The organism is Paenibacillus sp. OK003 (assembly GCF_900109515.1).
In the GTDB taxonomy this organism is placed as follows: Bacteria; Bacillota; Bacilli; order Paenibacillales; family Paenibacillaceae; genus Paenibacillus; species Paenibacillus marchantiae.
Window position 1 is genome coordinate 37837 of the sequence record NZ_FOBD01000007.1, and the last position, 17634, is coordinate 55470.

Sequence of the window (17634 nt, forward strand, 5' to 3'; positions counted from 1 at the left end):
AAATCAGGTTCAATGAATACGGCAGTCCAACAGATGAGGTGAGATGGCCATGGCAAGCGCAGTAAAAAAAAGCAAACAGACTGCCCCGCAATATACGCGGGCCGAGCTGATGAATCATGCCGAAGCCCTCTTTGCCGTTAAGGCAGAGGTGCTGTATGGTGCGCTGTACGAAGCAGCGCAAGAAACGTTTTCCATTGAGGAAGCGAAGGAACGCATCAACCAATTTATGAAAGCGAAGGTGAAGGGATAATGGCAGGCGGAACTTGGGAGCAAACGAATCGTCCGGTACTTCCGGGCTTATATATGAATTTTCAGGCGGCAGCGTCTTCGGCTATTCAGGCTGGTAATCGCGGAACGGTTGTTGTGCCGATCAAGGCCAACTGGGGTCCGGTGGGCACTTTTGTAGAAGTCGGCAGTGAAGCTGCAATTGAGCGTATTTTCTCGGCGCATGCCCTGGATAATGGAACAGCTTATACATCCTTGAAGCTCGCCCTGCTAGGAGGACCGAAAAAGCTGCTCGCTTATCGGGTAGCCGGAGAGACGGCAAAAGCAGCGACACTTACGCTGAAAGATAGCAGTGATGCAGCCGTGCTGCAGCTGGACGCCAAGTATCCGGGTGATCGGGGTAACGGGTTCTACGTCACCATTCAACCGGGTGTAATTGATAATACGAAGCATGAAGTGCGCTTGTTTGAAGGCAATCGGATGCTGTATGCACTGCTGACTGCGGATATTTCGGCAGCGTCGCTGGCGAAAGAGATCAATGCGGATGAAAGCAACATCTGGATTAACGCGCAGGCGATTGGCGATGGTACAGGTGTCGTTGCAACCGTTGCGGGAGCGGCGTTCAAAGGTGGTGTAAGTGGCAACGATGGTTTGACCAATGCGGAGTATATTGCCGTGCAGGGCGCGCTGGAAGGTGAGCAATTTGACGTTTTGGCACTGGATCATGCGGCGGATGCACCTTTGCTGGCGAGCTTTGCAGCTTGGGTGAAACGTGTGCGCAATGAGGGTAAACCCGTGATGGCTGTATTCGGTGGTACTACGGCAGACGATACCTCTGCGACTGCAGCACAGAAGGCGGCGGCACGTTCACTCACATTGAATCATGAGGGTGTAATCAATGTTGGTACGGGTGTGCGCTTGGGAGATGCATTCTACAGCTCGGCGGAAACGTCTGCTTATGTCGCGGGTCTGATTGCCGGACAACGTCTGAATGAATCCACCACATACGCACCTTCTCCGTTCGATGACGTGACGCGTCGCTGGACTCGTGCAGAACAGGAGCAGGCGGTACAGAATGGCGTATTTATTTTCTTCCATGATGGACGTCAGGTGAAGGCGCTTCGCGGAGTGAATACACTCGTGACCCCTGCCGCAGGACAGAATAATGCCTGGAAAAAAATCCGTTCGATTCGTGTGATGGATGCGATTAATACGGATTTGCAGCGCTCTGCTGAAGATACGTATATCGGCAAAGTGAACAATACGGAAGAGGGCCGTCAGGCGTTGATCGGTGCGATGAAAGCCTATTTGGCGCTGCTCGCACAGAGCAATGTCATTGAAGCTGCGGGGTACGATGTCGTTCTTGACCCAGCGTATTATGGTGCTGCACCTATTCTCAAGCCGGAGGCGGATCAGGTATTCCTGCAATGGAATGTGAAGCTGACGGATGTCATGGAGCAGTTGTTTGGTACGTTTTACGTGCAATAAGGTTTGTGTAGAAGGAAACGGTCTTTTAAAAGAGACGCCGATTCGTTGAATGGATGGTTTATACGATATTTTATAATCTCAAGGAGGAATTGTCATGTTGGATGCGTCAAGAGTCATTCTCGGTACCCATGGTCAGCTGCATATCGATGGTGTGTGGCAGACCAATATTAATAAGCTGGAGGCCAGCGTAGAAATTGAGAAACGTGAGCTGAATCTGGTCGGCAACGACTGGAAAGTACACAAGAATGGTGCGAAAAAAGGAACAGGTACCATGACAGGTTACAAAGTCACTTCGGACATGATCCAGCGCGGCTTCACCAAATTCCAAATTATCTCGAAGGTGGACGATCCAGAATCCTACGGTCATGAGAGTGTCCTGTTGAAAGGTTGCATGGTGGACAAAATCCAGCTTGCCAACTGGACTGCGGGTGAGGAAGTACCGGAGGAAACAAGCTTTACATTTGAAGGATTTGATTTGTTGAACCCGATTGTAGCGAACTAAGGATGGAATGACTTCGAACTTCTAAAAGACCTCGTAATGAAGCTTGTCTGATCAGGCGTATGTGCAACGAGAATTACAGAAATAGGAACACAGGTAGGCCGAGAAATTCTCGGTCTCTTTGTTGTCCCTGAATATGTAGATGTGTTAACCCAATTGTGAAATGAGAAGGAGATAACGCCCGATGAGTATGAATGAAAATATGTCCGAAGAACAGATTTTGGATCAGTTGTTTGAAGCAGCAGAACGTTTGCCAGAAGAGAATGTACGCATTCAACGTTTGGATCTGTTGCTGACTCTGCGTGGATTGACTTCCTCCAAAGTGGATCAGATTCGCGAACGCTGTACCATTCGGAAAACGGTCAAAGGCCGCACCGAGGAAAAGGTGGATACCGAAACGTTTAACGCGCTGCTGATTTCCGAAGCGACGGTGAAAATGAATGTACACGGACTCGAACTGTCCGGTTGGGGAGACAACCGCATCACAGGCCGCATGAAGCTGTCCGGTGGGGAACAAGCGGTTCGCCGCATGCTGCTCGCTGGTGAACTGGATGCCGTTGGCGACAAGGTACTTGAGCTGTCCGGCTTCGGTGTGGAGATTGAAGACCTAAAAAACTAATTCACTCCGGCGGGATGACCACGTTCCTTTATCATATGTGGGTGCGTCATCATCTACGGCCCGGAGAATTCTGGTCTTTGCCACGCGGGGAGCGCTCGCTGTTGATTGCTTTCTCGGAAGAGGAAATGGCAGCGATCACCTCGCAAATGAATCGATAACTAGATTGGTCAGGGGGTGAAAGAAATGGCAGAAATGATTGTGGGCTTGTCCAAATCAAACGCGGAAATGCGAACGACCATCCGATATCTGGATCAGATACAGCGTTCTACCGAACGTCTGGGCAGAGTTCGCTATCAGAGTCTAATCAAGGTGAACAATGAGCTTAGAACGACTGGGCGTAGGTTGGAGAGTGTTTATAGTACGGCTGTGCGATTGAGTAGGTTGCGGATCACGCCGACGGTTGATTTGGCTGACCGTGCTACTCCAGCATTAAATGGTTTGTTGAAAAAAATGAAACAAATCCGATCTAAGATGTTGAATGCTACAGCTAATGTGCAGCTCAAAGTGAGTCACCAAATTTCAGGTGTGTCCGTTAATGTGAATTCACAGCCATTAATAGATGCTTTGAGTATAAATACGCAGTCAATTAATGTGCTGAGCACCAAGCTGGATTCCATCAATATTGGGGGAGCCTCAGCAACCGAAGAAAAACCTAAATCCTTTTTGCAAAAGATGAAGGGCATGTTTGATCGAGGCAAATCGATTTCTTCTGGTGTGCAGAAAGGATTCGCTGCCAGGAGTAGTGGTAAAAAGCTGTGGAGAGAAATAACCAGTCCATCCACACCAGGTAATAAATGGAAAAAAGCGGTTAGGGTTACGAAACGCGGAGCTACTTTTATGAACGATTTCTCGACCGCAGGGTCCGATTTAATCGGTGGTATAGATGGAATGTGGGGAGATGTCAAAGGGTTATTTGGTGGCAGTGGTGGTGGAGCAGGAGGTGGTGGAACCTCTGGAATAATGAGTAAACTGGGTGGCGGATTAGCTAAGGGAGCAGGCAAGCTATTTGCGCCGATTCGTATGCTTAGCAATATTAAAGATCTTGGGAGCGCTCCTCCAGAGGAACGAGTGCGTGCATTAGGTTCTGTTGCTGGTAGTGCATTAGGAACAACTCTTGGCAGCATCATTGGTAGTGTAATTCCGGTGGGTGGAACCCTGGCAGGCGGTGCAATAGGGGGGTGGCTCGGTGAGAAAGCCGGTGACTGGGTTGGCGATAAGGTAGGTGGATTTATCAATAACCATGCAGAGGGTATTTCGAAAATGGCGAATCTTGCTGTGCAGGGAACGAATATTGTTATGGAGAAATCAAAGGATATGTTCAATGGCATATCCAGTTTCTTCGGTTTTGGCTCCAAGAAAGAGGAAGAGAAGCCTGTCGTATCCGTATCCACTGTCCCCGTATCCCAGGCGGCAACGGTCGCTTCAACGTCGCAAATAGCAACAGGTCCGCAGATGCCAACTGCCTATATTCCACCGGCACTGACAATGACGGGTCCAGCAGCATATATGAACAGTAAAGTCGGCCAGTCTACATCTGCTGGTTTCATGGGAACAAGCGTGATGCAGTCCCAAGCCATGGGTCTAGGTAACGGAGCGCAACCTGCTGGAAATGCCAATGGCAAATCGTCCACGATGACGGTACAAATATCCGAAGACCAGATGAGCAGTCTGTCCGGTTACCTGAAGGATTTCAAAACCGAGACGACCAACCAGATCTCCGTCAACGTACCACAAGGTGCTGTGCAGGTGACTGTCCGGGAGAATGCTATCGACTACGATGCCATCTCACATCAGGTTGGAATGAGATTTGCAGGTGAAGTGCGCCGTGCGATGGAGAATCGCAAAACCATTATGGCCTAAGCAGAAAGGAGGCCTGTCATGACTGTTTTTAAAGATAACGTGGAAGGTGTCAAAATGGAATTTACCCTGATCGATGGGAAAACGAAGTTTCAATTCCCGGTAAAACCGGAAGAACTGACGATCTCCCGATCCAAAGGGTATGAGACGATTAATATGCTGGAGTATGGCGAGTTTGATTTTGCGCAGGGGGAGAAGGTGAAGGAAATCACCTTCTCTTCTTTTTTTCCCAAAGAATATGATGCGTCCTATTGCATGTACGAGCCTTTGCCTGATCCACGTGTTGCGATGAATATGCTGAATACGTTTCTGGTATCGAAGAAACCGCTGCGCTTTATCATTACCAATACGGGGGTAAACGTGCCGGTGTATCTGATCTCGCACAATACGACCTTTCGAGGCGGTGAGAGCGGGGATATTTACTTTGACATTACGCTGCGCACGTGGCGGGATTCCAAAGTGGAGAAGGTTGGCGGCGCAACATCTGCGAGCAAGTCAGGTTCTCGTACGGATCTGAAAACGAGCAGCAAGACCTACACCGTCAAATCTGGCGATTCCCTGTCCAAAATAGCAAAGCTTGAACTGGGCAGCAGTTCCAAATGGAACGAGATTTATAAGCTCAATGTGAAGATCATCGGCAGTGATCCGAACCGGATCAAGCCGGGACAAAAGCTGGTGATGCCATGACCTACAAGGTCATTGTCGACGACAAATATGACATTACCAAGCTGGTGGAGACGATTACGCTGAAGGACTCGCTCGACCAGATTGCCTATCAGGCCAACATCCGGCTGGCGGTGTCTGCGTCTTCGGGTCTGCCAGCGATCTCACCGGGTATGGCGGTGCGGATCAGCGGGATTCCTTTTGGCGAAAAATCAATGGTCCACTTGCTGCACCCTGCGGTCATCTGGGAAGTGGAAAGCTCAAACAGCGGCACCAAGCGACTGTCCCTGACCGTCTACGACCGGATGATTTATCTGGAAAAATCAGAGGACGAGTTCCTGCTGCCGAAAGACCAAACTGCCACGCAGCGACTCAAAACGTATGCTAAGGAATGGAAAATCCCATACGCCGCTCTACCGGATACCAAAACGAAGCTGAGCAAAGCGGTGTATCGGTCGCAGACGATTTTTTCGATGATGTTTGCCGATCTGAAGGAAACGGTGAAATCCGGTGGGGATATGTATCATCCGCGGATGACGCCCGGCGGGTTGCAGTTATTCAAGGTTGGCAGCAATGCGAAGGTGCACGAGCTGGATCGACTGATTGATCTGACCCAGATGCGTACGCTCGAAGGCGCGGTCACCAGAGTTAAAGTGATGGCGGCCTCGGAGTCCAGCAGTGGCAAAGAAGTTCCTTCCAAAGTGCTCGCGATTGAGCAGGATGGTGTAGCCGAACTGGGCACACTGCAAAAGCTGATAGAGGACGATCAGGTGAAAACAGCGACTGCGGCCAAGAAGTTGGCGAAAAGCCGTCTGACGGGTATTCAGGAGACCTTTACCGTAACCGCACCGGATGTGAATACGATTCGTGCCGGAGACGCGGTGCTGCTCAAAGGGCTGAAACTGATCGTCATGTCGGTTAGCCGTGATCTGTCCGCTGGACCTGGAACGATGACGTTGGAGCTGGGCACGGTCGAGATGGTGAAAAGGAGGGTTTACCTTGAATAAAGATGATCCGTACGGGCATTTTGCCGAGGTCATGCGGGGTGCGATGAGCACACATTCTCGTCAGGCTGTGAGCGGGCTGGGCGCGGTACTGGGCACGATGACCTCATCCGGCGTGAAGTTGGATGATTTCAAGCACGAAGTGCAGGACTATCTCGTGGCCGAGCTGCCGGGCACGCTTGGACTGCCGGAGCGCGAGGCTGCTGGCGCGATTTCCGGTATACCTGACGTGGCAAACGGCGGAACGACGGGAACGGGAAGGTTTCTTTTGCAAAAAGGGGAAGTGGAAGAAGCGGTGTGGTCTCTTGGTAAAGGATTGAAAGCTGGAGACCGTGTGCTGGCGATGCGGGTGAATGGCGGTAACGACATTGTGGTGCTGTGTAAGGTGGTGAGTGCGCATGCCTAGTTTGTTCCCGGAAACGGGTTTGGTATGGGGAGATGAGGAAGATCTGTCGGGGGAGGCTTCGGAAGAGGTACGATTTGGACGGAGCTGGCGATTCGATTACGATGCGGGGGATTTTGTGCTGACTCCAAGTGGCAAAGTTGCTGCGGCGGGTGCTCATGAAGCCTGGGTGCAATGGTGTATTAAGACCGTGAAAACGCCGCGGTACAGACATGTGATTTACTCCCGAAACTATGGATCGGAGCTGGATGAGTTGATTGGTCAGGGGGACAGCCGGGGCGTGATGGAAAGTGAGATCACCCGGATGGTGACGGAGACGTTGCTTGCTGATCCACGCACGGATTCGGTGGACCAATTTACGTTCGATTGGAATCGGGAGCAGTGCATGTTCTCGTGTCGTGTGGCGAGTGTGCAGGAAGAGATGTTTATTTTGGAAAGTGAGGTGATCTGACGGGATGGCTGAGATTCCGCGTTATTTGGAGGACCAGACGGAGGAACAGATTATGCAGCGTATGCTGGATCGTCTGCCCGCGGATCTGGATAAGTCGGAGGGTTCGTTTCTGTGGGATGCGGAGGCTCCAGTTGCCTTTATGCTGTCTGAGGCGGCATTGTGGGCGCAGGAATTACTGCGGCGCGGGTTTGCGAGTACGGCAGCGAGCAGTGATCCGAATTTTCGTTCGGAAGAGTTGGATCTGCGGGCGGGGGAGCATGGCATTACGCGGCGGGCTGCTGTAGTGGCGCAAGGTACAGTGAAGTTTGCTGGTACGCCGGGGAAAGTGGTGCCTGCGGGTACGGTTGTGGCGACTTTGGCGGATGAAATCTCCGGTGAGGCTTCGCTGGAATATGAAACGGTTGGTCGTGTGGAGTTGGATGCAGATGGACTAGGTAGTGTTGGCGTGCGGGCGCTCGTTGCCGGAAAAGAAAGCAATGTGCCTGCGGGCACCGTGACCGTGCTGTCCACACCAGTGAGTGGCGTTACCTCTGTTACTAATGTGGAGGTGATTAAAGGCGGTGCGGATGTTGAGGCAGATACGGCGCTGCTGGAACGCTTTTATGCTAAAGTCCGCAATCAGGGGACAAGCGGTAACAAATCGCAATATGTGCAATGGGCCAGTGAGGTTCCAGGTGTGGGTGCAACGCGTGTGATCCCGTTGTGGCAGGGGCCGGGCACGGTGGGATTGTATCTGCTGGATACGGACAAACGTGCCGCGGGTAGCGATCTGGTAGCGGCGGTGCAGAAATACGTAGACCCAACGCAGGATGGACAGGGTGAAGGCGTTGCCCCGGCTGGCCCGGTTGTGACGGTGATGCCGGCAGAGGAAGTGCCGATGAACATTCAGGTGAAGCTGACGCTGGCAAGCGATGCGACGTTGGCCGATGTAAGGGCGTTGATCGAACGCGGGGTGACTGCGTATCTGAAACAGTTGGCTTTTGCCGACCCACTTGTACGTTACACCCGCATTGCCGCGATTCTGCTCGACATCCCGCCAATTATCGACTATTCGGAGCTGACCGTAAACGGGGTAAGCGACCAGAATATTGAGATGACCGCGAGTCAGGTGGCGGTTCTGGGGGCGGTGGATGTGCATGAGTAGTGTTGGGCAGATGATGGATGAGGAAGTAGTTTTGGAGTGTGGAGACCAAGAAAGATTGGGAGAAGTACGCCGATCTGAGTTGAAGCTGGTGAGCGAGACGCTCCATATTGATGTGCAAGGAAGGGAGGGGACAGGGCATGAGTGCTCCTTCTACTGTAGATGTTGGACTGACGAGTGAGAAAGGGCGGGAACTGTTCTCGTATTTGCCGAGATATTACGAGACTTCGCGTGTCATGCAGGCCGATATGCAGGCCAAAGGCAGTGAAATGGATCTGCTTTACAAGGCGCTGGATGAGACGTTGGAGCAGTTCTTTGTACGCACGGCGACGTGGGGGCTGGACTTCTGGGAAGAAGAGCTTGGCATTGAGACAGATCGTCTCAAACCTGTGGAACAAAGGCGTGCCGTGGTAGAGTCGAAACTGCGCGGGGCAGGAAAGTTCTCGGGCAGGCAGGTTGCGAATGTGGCTGAGGCGTATGATGGGGGCAAGGTAGATGTGACATTTCAGCCGGAAACGTGGAGTTTTACGGTGAGCTTTGTGGATACGATGGGCAGCCCGCCCAATATCGATGATCTCAAACGTGCGATTGAAGAATTGAAACCGGCCCACATGGCCGTGGAATATAGATATCGTTATCTGGTCTGGGATGATCTGGACGACAAACAGATGACATGGGACGAACTCGATGCCGCGTCCTTGACGTGGAATGAACTGGAGGTGTGGGCGTAATGCCAAAAGAAACAGATCGACTGAAATTGCCTCTTCCCTTGGGGAACGAGAATGTGACCCGAGAGAGTATTAACAGGATTTTTGAAAAGATTGACGTAGGCGTTGCAACACGTGAATCCATCCTTATACCTGCGGAATCGGATCTTAATAGCTATATTACAGAAGGGGAATATTATTGCCCAACGAATGCCACAGTAGGAACTTTAGCTAATTCTCCAGTAGGAGTAGCCTTTCATTTGACGATAGAAAGACATGCTGGTGTGGTCCAAACTCTAACAACCTTTGAACCGAGTAACCTACAAGTTTTTCAAAGGAACTACTATGTCGGATGGGGTCCATGGATAAAGGTACCTACAAGGGATGATATTGAAGAGGTAAAGGTATACACCGATCAGAAAATCGGGGAAATCGTTATTAATGATGCATCCATAACAGATAAGGGTATCGTCCAACTGTCCAACGCAGTTGATGGCACCCGTGAAGATTTGGCTGCTACGGAGAAGGCTGTTAGGGATGCGAGGGTTGCGGCTGAGAAGAATATTAAAGACTATACAGACGTGACTCTCGATCAATCAAACCTATGGGGGACAATATAAATGGCGATAACAACTAAAAGGTTTTATAGAGGAGTTTTGGGTACGAGTCTTACCACTCTTTATGCAGTTCCAAGTGGAGCAAGATCTATTATAAAAGCTATCACGGTCTGTAATTATGGTACAACTGATCAAACATTTAGTTTAAACATAGCAGGGACTTGGATTGTATCGTCTCATTTAGTAAAGGCGCGTGACACTATTGTCATACCGTTTCTTGATCAAGTAGTTCATTCTGGTGAGGAAATAGGTGCATTTGCTTCCATTTCAAGTGCAGTGAACGTATACATTAGTGGTAAAGAGGTGGTGTAATAATGCCTACTTTGGATAAATTCACTTTAGATAATTTTGAATTAAGTGCACCGGACCTCGCCAACTATCAATTTACCAGTCCTACTATTAATGGAGGAAGTTCGGTATTTTCAGGAAATACTGCAGGCACAGTTTTTTACACTTTCGCTACATTTCCTGTAGGAACAAAATTAATATCTTTGGTGACGACTTCAACCAACGAATATGTACCGCGGATTCGAATTGGCTCTGGAAGCGGTATTGATGCCATTCTTGCCTTAAGGGATTCTAACGGTGTTTTATGGCAGGTTGGGAACAGGGTTTATGGTTCTGCAACTAACGAAGGGATTACAAATTTTCTGCATGCTCAAATTGATTTAGTTAGTGGTCAAAACGTTTGTTCTTGTGTGACATCTAACGGTATGTACTATGCAAACTCATCAGTGGCATGGACAGTAGTTCAAAATAGCAAGCCGACTGCTTTCAATGTCAACGGTCCCTTGTCGCTAGTTGTTGCTTTACGTGCTGCAGCTACATCTTCTGGTCAAGTTGACTATTTCATGCAAAATACAAGGCTCATCTCAGTCTGAATGGATAAACAGAGAACTAAATAGAAAGACAGTCTAAGTGGAGATGAGAGGGAAGTTATTCAAGTTGATGACTACCTTATACTTTAAATTCTGATCGATTCAAAGGAGGTGAAACATGACCGCAAGCCAACTTAACACTGCCATCGCTGACGCTCTGACTCAGCATTTTCCTAACCTCCCGATCCACCCAGCAACGGGCACCAGCCCCACCGCGGACACTAAAGGCATCACCTACCGCCTGCTGTCCGCTCAACTCACTCGGGAACGCAGCGATCGCTTCGTGCAATCCCATGCCTTCGAAATCCGCTGGCTAGAAGCAGAGAATATCCCGGCGACCCTGCCGGACGAGCTGTTCGAAGCACTGGAAACCATCGACGTAGAGGGCACACCCTATCGAGCAACGGAACTGCGTTGGGAGACAGATAACGACAAACCACGATTACTTGTGTACTACACCATGCGAACCGTCAAAGTGTCGGGGTCTGCCACTACCATGCAACAACTGGAACAGCGCCCTACCACACTTAAAGCTACGAATGAATAATAATCAAATGAGGGGATTTACATGAAAGGAATGGGAAGCGTGTTGGCGATGTTTACGAAGAAAGAACCGGAGAATAAGAAACCAGAAACTGAGCGGGTAACCAACCAGAAATACAACAAAGCACAGTTCGCCGAATCTCGGCAACTGAGCCGAATGGAAAAGGACATTTTGGCAGCCGTGCTGCTGGAACATGAAACATACACCATGGAAGAAGCACAGCAACACATCCAACAATTTATGAATGGGGAGGCACAATAATGGCTGGAGGAACATGGACGACTCAAAACAAGGTACGCCCCGGCGTATATATGAATTTTGCATCAGAGGGCTCCTTGCCGGGTACGGTAGGTGAGCGAGGAACAGTGGCTTTGGCACTTCCTTTGTCTTGGGGACAAGCAGGTACGATCTTGACGGTACAAGCAGGTGAGGATGTACAAGCCAAACTGGGCTATGACTGGACAGCGCCGCAATTGCTGCTTATTCGCGAGGCATTGAAACGGGCACAGACTTTGCTACTTTATCGTTTGAATGCAGGGACAAAAGCCAAGGCAACCTTGGACAAACTGACAGTGACAGCCCAACACGGCGGCGCACGCGGTAATGATCTGGCTATTGTAATCTCCACCAATATCAATGAACCGGAACAATTGGATGTCTCCACTTTGCTAGCGGGTATAGAAGTAGACAAACAAACCGCGTCTACCATCGAAGCTCTGGAATCCAACGCATACGTTACATTTACTGGTGAAGGGGCACTCACAGCTACTGCGTCACTACCACTAACAGGTGGATTGGATGATACAGCAACCAACCAGGAGCATGCCGATTTCCTGACCAAGCTAGAGGTGCTGGATTTTAACACGGTCGGTCTGATCTCAGACGATGCCACACTCAAGTCGGTCTACACAGCCTACATCAAGCGCTTGCGTGATACCGAAGGCAAGAAAGTGCAACTGGTTCTGTCCGATTATCCGGCTGCAGACCATGAAGGTATTATCAGTGTCAAAAATGGTGTTGTTCTCACAGACGGTACCGTTCTTACGCCAGAACAAACCGTAGCATGGACTGCCGGCGCAACAGCGGGAGCTAACCTGAATGAATCCCTGACGTTCCGCGCCTATGACGATGCGGTGGATGTGAATGGCAGATTGACACATAGCGAGACAGAAGCAGCATTGCGTAATGGCGAGTTTGTGTTTACGGCGAGCAGCAACCGCGCAGTGGTAGAGCAGGACGTGAATACATTCCGTTCCGTTACACCGGATAAGGCACGTCATTTTGCCAAAAACCGTGTGGTGCGTGTTCTCGATGGGATTGCTAACGATATGAAACGGATCTTCGAGTCCTATTACATCGGCAAAGTGAACAACAACGAAGATGGGCGCAGCCTGTTCCGTTCCCAATGTGTCACCTACCTGAAGCAGCTTCAGGATATCGGGGCGATTCAAAATTTTGATTCCAAAACTGATATCACAGTTGCTCCAGGCAATGAAACGGACAGTATTCTGATCGAGATTCAGGTCCAACCTGTGGATTCCGTTGAAAAAGTATATATGAAAGTGAAGGTGGTTTAAGATGGCATTTTTGAAAGCAAGCGACACAATCTCCGGCCAGGAAGGCCGCGCATACGCAACGATTAACGGACAAACTGAAGAAATGTTTTATGTGAAGACACTTGAAGCAACCGTGGAAAAGCAAAAAGCAGAGGTTAAAACCCTTGGCCGACGCGGTGTACAGCACAAAGCAACTGGTTGGTCTGGCTCGGGTTCTATGACGATCTTTTATACCACATCCCGTTTCCGCGAGCTGATGCTCCAGTACATGCAGAATGGTGTGGACACGTACTTCGACATTGAAGTGACCAACGAAGATCCTTCCTCTACGATTGGCAAACAGACCGTGACCCTCAAAGGCGTCAACCTCGACAGTGTGATCATAGCATCCCTGGATACCGAGGCGGAGGCACTGGAGGAAGAAGTGAGCTTTACGTTTGAAGATGTCGATATGCCTGTATCGTTCAATCTGCCGAAGTAATGTAGCGGGGAAAACATAATGATTTGAGATTTATTAAGAGTATAAATAAATTAGTAACGGGTTTGTAAAAGAAACCTGTTCAACTTGCCTGTGTTACGGGCTATTTGGCGTTTCAAAATTACTGCTCTTCGCCGCTTCTTGCAGCGGGGAGCCTAACTTTAGAGGAGGAACAATACATGAGTGGATTGAGTATGTTTTTTGCCCAAAATGCAGCAACAGATACAACGGAGGAGTTTATCGTATCCCCCCGATTCAAAGATGATAAAGGAGAGCCAGTAGCTTGGAAACTGCGCAGCATGACCGAGGACGAAAACCAGGAATGCCGCAAAGCGGCTACCCGCAAAATTAAGGGCAAGAACGGTGTCTATACACCCGACATCGATGCGAATGATTACATGGCCCGCCTGATGAGCGCAAGTGTAGTATTTCCCGATCTGAAAAATGCAGAACTCCAGCGTTCATATGGCGTAATGGGCGCGGAATCGCTTTTGCGGAAAATGCTGTTGCCTGGGGAATTTGCTTCGCTCGGCGATCAGGTTCAGAAGCTGAACGGCTTCAATCAGGACATGAACGAACTGGTGGATGACGTAAAAAACTAATTAAAGAGGGCGATTCCGAAGCCAATCTGGCTTATTACGCTCTCCATGAATTGAACATTTTGCCGCACGAGCTAATGGCCTTTTCCATGCGAGAACGAGCGGCGATCTATGCGATGATCTCCATCCGGGTGGAAGAAGAGAAGAAAGAACGGTCCAAGAATCGCGCCCGGAAGAAATAAAAGGAAAGGAGGGAGAAATGAATGTATGCCATGTTTGCAAGACTGTACCTTACTTCAACACGTATAGTAACGCAATTTCAACAATTACCTGCTGCTATAAGTGCCATGTTTAATTCTGCACGGTTAAATAGTATCGCAATGGCATCCAAACTGTTACAAGGGGTATCCGAGGAACAAGCCAAAGTAAACGCAGCTTTTGCAGAAGGAGCCCAGCGCGTGCGTTTCTGGATCAGCATGATGAAATCAGCAGGACAAGCGGTTTTTGTACCAGCGGCGCAGGAAGAGGATCTGAAGCATCGCTATAAGGCTGCTACGGGTGATGATGCTCAGGGAGAGACGATCTTTAATCGCTACCGTGCGGAAGCGTTCAAGAGCGGACAGAATGTTACGGATGCTTTGCAAGGTGCATTATCTCTCATCCCGTATGCGCAGAATACGGATCAGGTTGATCAGCTGAGAGACATGACTAAACGGTTAAGCATGCTTTCTCCAGACGGTAAAAGTATCTCGGATGCATCAGGGGCTTTGGTGGCCGCAATGAATGGTGATAACGGTGAACTGGCAAGCTCTTTTAATATTCCAGAAGAGATTTTGAATGGAGCAGGTCTGCAACAAAGTATTGATTCATCCAATCTGGATGATTTTATGAAAAAGCTTGATGTCATTTTACAAAAACAAGGCTATACCCAACAAGCTTTTGACACCATGCTTGACTCACCACTACAGAAGTGGAATGCACTGGTGAATCAGTTTAATGGGGTTCTCGGCCAGATTGGACAGGCAGCTCTGGTTGCGTTGACGCCTTTACTTGATCGATTAAATGAGGCTTTTGCCAATGGTGAATTCACTGGCATTATTGAATGGCTTAGCAATGCATTTACGGTTGTGGCAAACGCGCTGACGATGCTGGTAAATGGCATTCTGTATATAGCAAGTGTGATCCAACAAAACTGGGATATTATTCAGCCGATCCTTATGGCGCTTGCGCTTGTGGCTCTGGCTTTGGTCATTATCCAAGTTTACAGTCTGGTTGCAGCCTGGTTATTACTGAATTGGCCTATTCTACTCGTCATTGCTGCCATCGCAGCTGTTATCGGTATTTTAAGCATGATGGGAATATCGGGAACTGAGATTTTGGGAGCAATTATCGGTACATTTATGCTGCTTGGAGAGATGGTAAGGGTTGTGATTGCCACGATGTGGAATCGATTTGCTATATTCGCAGAGTTCATAGCTAACCTGTTTATAGATCCAATCTATGCAGGTAAAAAATTGCTTTATGATTTGGGAATGTTCGCGATGCAGATGTTTTACAATATTATTGTAGGAATTGAGGACTTTCTGGGCAAAGCGATGGGGGCAATTGGGAAGGTAGCTTCCTTTATTAATGATATCTTTGGTACAAATTTAGCTGTCATGTCCGAAGCGGATATCAACATTGCTAGTAAAAACGTCAAGGGTTGGATGGATACATTGAAATCATTTGAGCCACAGAGTGACAAAGATTTATTCCACATGAATCGAATGGACGGAGAATTCGATCCAAAGGTTTCTGACAAGGGACAAGATGTAGCAAAAAAACTATTATCAAAAATACCTTCTCTGCCTGATCCAAATTCCAAAGAAACAAAATTACCCGGAAACTTCGGCGGCTCTACTCCCAAAACACCTTCCGTACCATCGATACCAACTGCACCTGCTCCCACCGTTGTTCCCAATAGCAATATGAGTAACATCAACAAAATTAACAATATCGGACAGGTGGACAAGATCGGTGACGTGGACGGCACAGTGGATGTGACGAGCGAGGATCTGAAATTGATGCGTGAGCTTGCCGAGATGCAGGCGATCCAACGATTTGTCAGTCTGATGCCAACCGTTCAGGTCACCACAGGGGATATCAACAGCGGACATGATGTGGACAGCATTATCAGCAAAATCACCGATGGACTGAACAGTCAGATCGTCTCCAGTGCCCAGGGGGTGTATGGATAAATGGAATATTATATTCAACTTAGTTTCAATAACCGTTCTGAATACATGTTTTTCCCGGTGACACCAGAGAGCATTGAGTTTTCGGATTCGGGAGACGGTAGTACGTTTAACGTTAGCGCTTTGGGTGAAATTAACGTGATCAAGTCGCCGAAGCTGCGTGAAGTCAGTTTCAGCGGGACTTTTCCGGCAGACTACAGCCCGTATCATCTGAACTACGATGCAAGACATCCGGCAATTCAGAAGCAGTTTTACCGTGATCCCTATGAATATGTGAAAAAGATTATTCGTTGGATGCAGACGGGCAGACCCGTCAGGCTGTTCTTTTCCAGCGCAAGGTACACCATTAATATGGCGGTTTCCATTGAGAGCTTCGACTGGAAGGAGACAGCGGGCACGGTAGGGGATATCCAATATGATATCAAGCTGAAACAGTTCATTTTCTATGCTGCCAAAAAAGTGATACCACTTAAGGACAGTAAGGATACTGCTGCTTCGAAAACAAAAACCAAAGATTCCCGGCCCAATGAAAAAATCCAGCCCAAGACTGTCACTCTCAAAGCCGGAGACTCCTTGTGGTCTGTAGCCAAAGCCCATTTGGGAGATGGATCTCGCTGGAAAGAGCTGCAGAAGCTAAATGGCATCAAAGATGCACAACTGAAGAAGCTGCCGATTGGACTTGTGATCAAGCTTCCGTGAAAGGAGAGGGAATATGCAAGAGCAGATCAGGCTGGATGATAAGCTGGCAAACATGAAGGAACGGTTATTACTGGATGACAAACAGGGCAACATCTGGGACATTAGCGAAATTGCCGGTGACATTACGTACAAAACCTCCCGCATCGGCAAGCCTTCCTCTCTGGAATTCACGTTGATCAAGGGCAGTCTGTACCAGAATAAGAAATTCACATATGAGAATGGATATGTCGTGAAATATATCAGCAACGAGGTAGGCATATTTTACGGATATATCTTCTCGGTGGATAGCGGTAAGGACGAAAGTGTCAAAATTAAAGCCTACGACCAGACTCGTTATCTAACCGCGAATCAGACGTACAAGTTCGTTAACGCAACCGCTACGGATGTGATCAAACGAATTGCTACCGACTTTCAGTTGAAGGTGGGCGAGCTGATCCAGCCGAAATATGTTATTCCGCGTATGTTGTTTGATAACAAAAAGCTGATTGACATGATCTGTGAGGCGTTGGACCGAACGCTGATCTATGGCGGCAAAAACTACATCTTCTACGATGATTTCGGCAAGCTTGTGCTTCGGGATGTGGAAGAGATGCCTTACGGCTTTGTCATTGGGGATAACAGTCTGCTCACGGATTACAGCTATACAAGGTCTATTGATGAGCAGACGTATAACAAAATCAAGCTCTACCGGGATAACAAGGATACGGGAAAAAGAGAAACATTTGTTCATCAGGACTCAGGCAGCATCCGTCAATGGGGGCTGCTTTTTTTGTACCAAAAAGCGGACGATGGTCTGAACGAAGGCCAGATTGATGCCATGCTGAAGACCCTGATGACGCTCCGTAACCGCGAGACACAGACATTAAAAGTGGATGCGCTTGGCGATTTCAAGGTAAGGGCAGGCAGTTTTGTCAATATTCAGATCAACGAACTGAAGATCAATCAATATTTTCTGGTAGACGAATGTACGCATAAGGTACAAGGCGGCGTGCATACGATGTCGCTGGATTTGAAGGTGGTGTAACGATAAAT

The 17634-nt window shown here is 48.8% G+C and carries 22 protein-coding genes; all 22 read left to right on the forward strand.

What is annotated here, in order from left to right; all coding sequences use genetic code 11:
- Positions 1–49 precede the first annotated feature (49 nt).
- The 22 genes from BMW94_RS12030 to BMW94_RS12135 all read left to right on the forward strand — a co-directional run bounded on the left by BMW94_RS12030 (position 50) and on the right by BMW94_RS12135 (position 17626).
- Positions 50–250, forward strand: a complete 201-nt coding sequence (locus tag BMW94_RS12030) for a YqzN/YkzM domain-containing protein (RefSeq protein ID WP_090998566.1) — start codon at positions 50–52, stop codon at positions 248–250.
- Positions 250–1713 carry a phage tail sheath family protein gene (locus BMW94_RS12035; RefSeq protein ID WP_090998568.1) on the forward strand — a complete coding sequence of 488 codons (1464 nt, stop codon included), beginning with the start codon at positions 250–252 and terminating at the stop codon, positions 1711–1713. Before BMW94_RS12030 ends, BMW94_RS12035 begins: the two co-directional genes overlap by 1 nt.
- A 94-nt stretch (positions 1714–1807) precedes the next feature.
- Positions 1808–2215: a phage tail tube protein gene (locus tag BMW94_RS12040; protein WP_090998570.1), complete on the forward strand. Its 408-nt coding sequence runs from the start codon at positions 1808–1810 to the stop codon at positions 2213–2215.
- Positions 2216–2396: 181 nt separating this feature from the next.
- Complete coding sequence (locus tag BMW94_RS12045; RefSeq protein ID WP_090998572.1) at positions 2397–2831, forward strand: phage tail assembly chaperone; 435 nt, start codon at positions 2397–2399, stop codon at positions 2829–2831.
- Positions 2832–3014: 183 nt separating this feature from the next.
- On the forward strand, positions 3015–4691 hold the full coding sequence (locus tag BMW94_RS12050; RefSeq protein ID WP_090998574.1) for a hypothetical protein: 1677 nt from the start codon (positions 3015–3017) through the stop codon (positions 4689–4691).
- A 54-nt stretch (positions 4692–4745) separates the two neighbouring features.
- Positions 4746–5375, forward strand: coding sequence for a LysM peptidoglycan-binding domain-containing protein (locus BMW94_RS12055; RefSeq protein ID WP_090999070.1), 630 nt, complete (start codon positions 4746–4748; stop codon positions 5373–5375).
- Positions 5372–6358, forward strand: a complete 987-nt coding sequence (locus BMW94_RS12060) for an XkdQ/YqbQ family protein (RefSeq protein ID WP_090998576.1) — start codon at positions 5372–5374, stop codon at positions 6356–6358. Before BMW94_RS12055 ends, BMW94_RS12060 begins: the two co-directional genes overlap by 4 nt.
- Positions 6351–6761 (forward strand): hypothetical protein, encoded by a 411-nt coding sequence (locus BMW94_RS12065; protein WP_090998579.1) that lies wholly within the window; start codon positions 6351–6353, stop codon positions 6759–6761. Before BMW94_RS12060 ends, BMW94_RS12065 begins: the two co-directional genes overlap by 8 nt.
- Positions 6754–7209, forward strand: coding sequence for a DUF2634 domain-containing protein (locus BMW94_RS12070; RefSeq protein WP_090998581.1), 456 nt, complete (start codon positions 6754–6756; stop codon positions 7207–7209). Before BMW94_RS12065 ends, BMW94_RS12070 begins: the two co-directional genes overlap by 8 nt.
- Before the next feature lie 4 nt (positions 7210–7213).
- Positions 7214–8353, forward strand: a complete 1140-nt coding sequence (locus BMW94_RS12075) for a baseplate J/gp47 family protein (RefSeq protein WP_090998583.1) — start codon at positions 7214–7216, stop codon at positions 8351–8353.
- Positions 8354–8490: 137 nt separating this feature from the next.
- Positions 8491–9081 carry a YmfQ family protein gene (locus BMW94_RS12080; protein WP_090998585.1) on the forward strand — a complete coding sequence of 197 codons (591 nt, stop codon included), beginning with the start codon at positions 8491–8493 and terminating at the stop codon, positions 9079–9081.
- Entirely contained in the window at positions 9081–9677 is a 597-nt protein-coding gene (locus tag BMW94_RS12085) for a tail fiber protein (RefSeq protein ID WP_090998587.1), read from the forward strand. The genes BMW94_RS12080 and BMW94_RS12085 overlap by 1 nt, the downstream gene beginning before the upstream one ends.
- Positions 9678–9986, forward strand: coding sequence for a hypothetical protein (locus tag BMW94_RS12090; RefSeq protein WP_090998589.1), 309 nt, complete (start codon positions 9678–9680; stop codon positions 9984–9986). It begins immediately after the preceding gene.
- 2 nt (positions 9987–9988) lie between these two features.
- A complete protein-coding gene (locus BMW94_RS12095; RefSeq protein WP_090998591.1) occupies positions 9989–10555 on the forward strand; it encodes a hypothetical protein in 567 nt (188 codons plus the stop codon).
- Positions 10556–10670: 115 nt separating this feature from the next.
- Entirely contained in the window at positions 10671–11099 is a 429-nt protein-coding gene (locus BMW94_RS12100) for a phage tail terminator family protein (protein ID WP_090998593.1), read from the forward strand.
- Between the two features lie 21 nt (positions 11100–11120).
- Positions 11121–11357 (forward strand): YqzN/YkzM domain-containing protein, encoded by a 237-nt coding sequence (locus BMW94_RS12105; protein WP_090998595.1) that lies wholly within the window; start codon positions 11121–11123, stop codon positions 11355–11357.
- Complete coding sequence (locus tag BMW94_RS12110) at positions 11357–12673, forward strand: phage tail sheath family protein (RefSeq protein ID WP_090998597.1); 1317 nt, start codon at positions 11357–11359, stop codon at positions 12671–12673. The genes BMW94_RS12105 and BMW94_RS12110 overlap by 1 nt, the downstream gene beginning before the upstream one ends.
- 1 nt (position 12674) lies before the next feature.
- Positions 12675–13133: a phage tail tube protein gene (locus BMW94_RS12115; RefSeq protein WP_090998600.1), complete on the forward strand. Its 459-nt coding sequence runs from the start codon at positions 12675–12677 to the stop codon at positions 13131–13133.
- A gap of 176 nt (positions 13134–13309) precedes the next feature.
- Positions 13310–13732 (forward strand): phage tail assembly chaperone, encoded by a 423-nt coding sequence (locus BMW94_RS12120; RefSeq protein ID WP_090998602.1) that lies wholly within the window; start codon positions 13310–13312, stop codon positions 13730–13732.
- A 200-nt stretch (positions 13733–13932) separates the two neighbouring features.
- Positions 13933–15906: a hypothetical protein gene (locus BMW94_RS12125; RefSeq protein ID WP_090998605.1), complete on the forward strand. Its 1974-nt coding sequence runs from the start codon at positions 13933–13935 to the stop codon at positions 15904–15906.
- Positions 15907–16602 carry a LysM peptidoglycan-binding domain-containing protein gene (locus tag BMW94_RS12130; RefSeq protein ID WP_090998607.1) on the forward strand — a complete coding sequence of 232 codons (696 nt, stop codon included), beginning with the start codon at positions 15907–15909 and terminating at the stop codon, positions 16600–16602.
- 13 nt (positions 16603–16615) lie between these two features.
- On the forward strand, positions 16616–17626 hold the full coding sequence (locus BMW94_RS12135; RefSeq protein WP_090998609.1) for an XkdQ/YqbQ family protein: 1011 nt from the start codon (positions 16616–16618) through the stop codon (positions 17624–17626).
- Positions 17627–17634 lie beyond the last annotated feature (8 nt).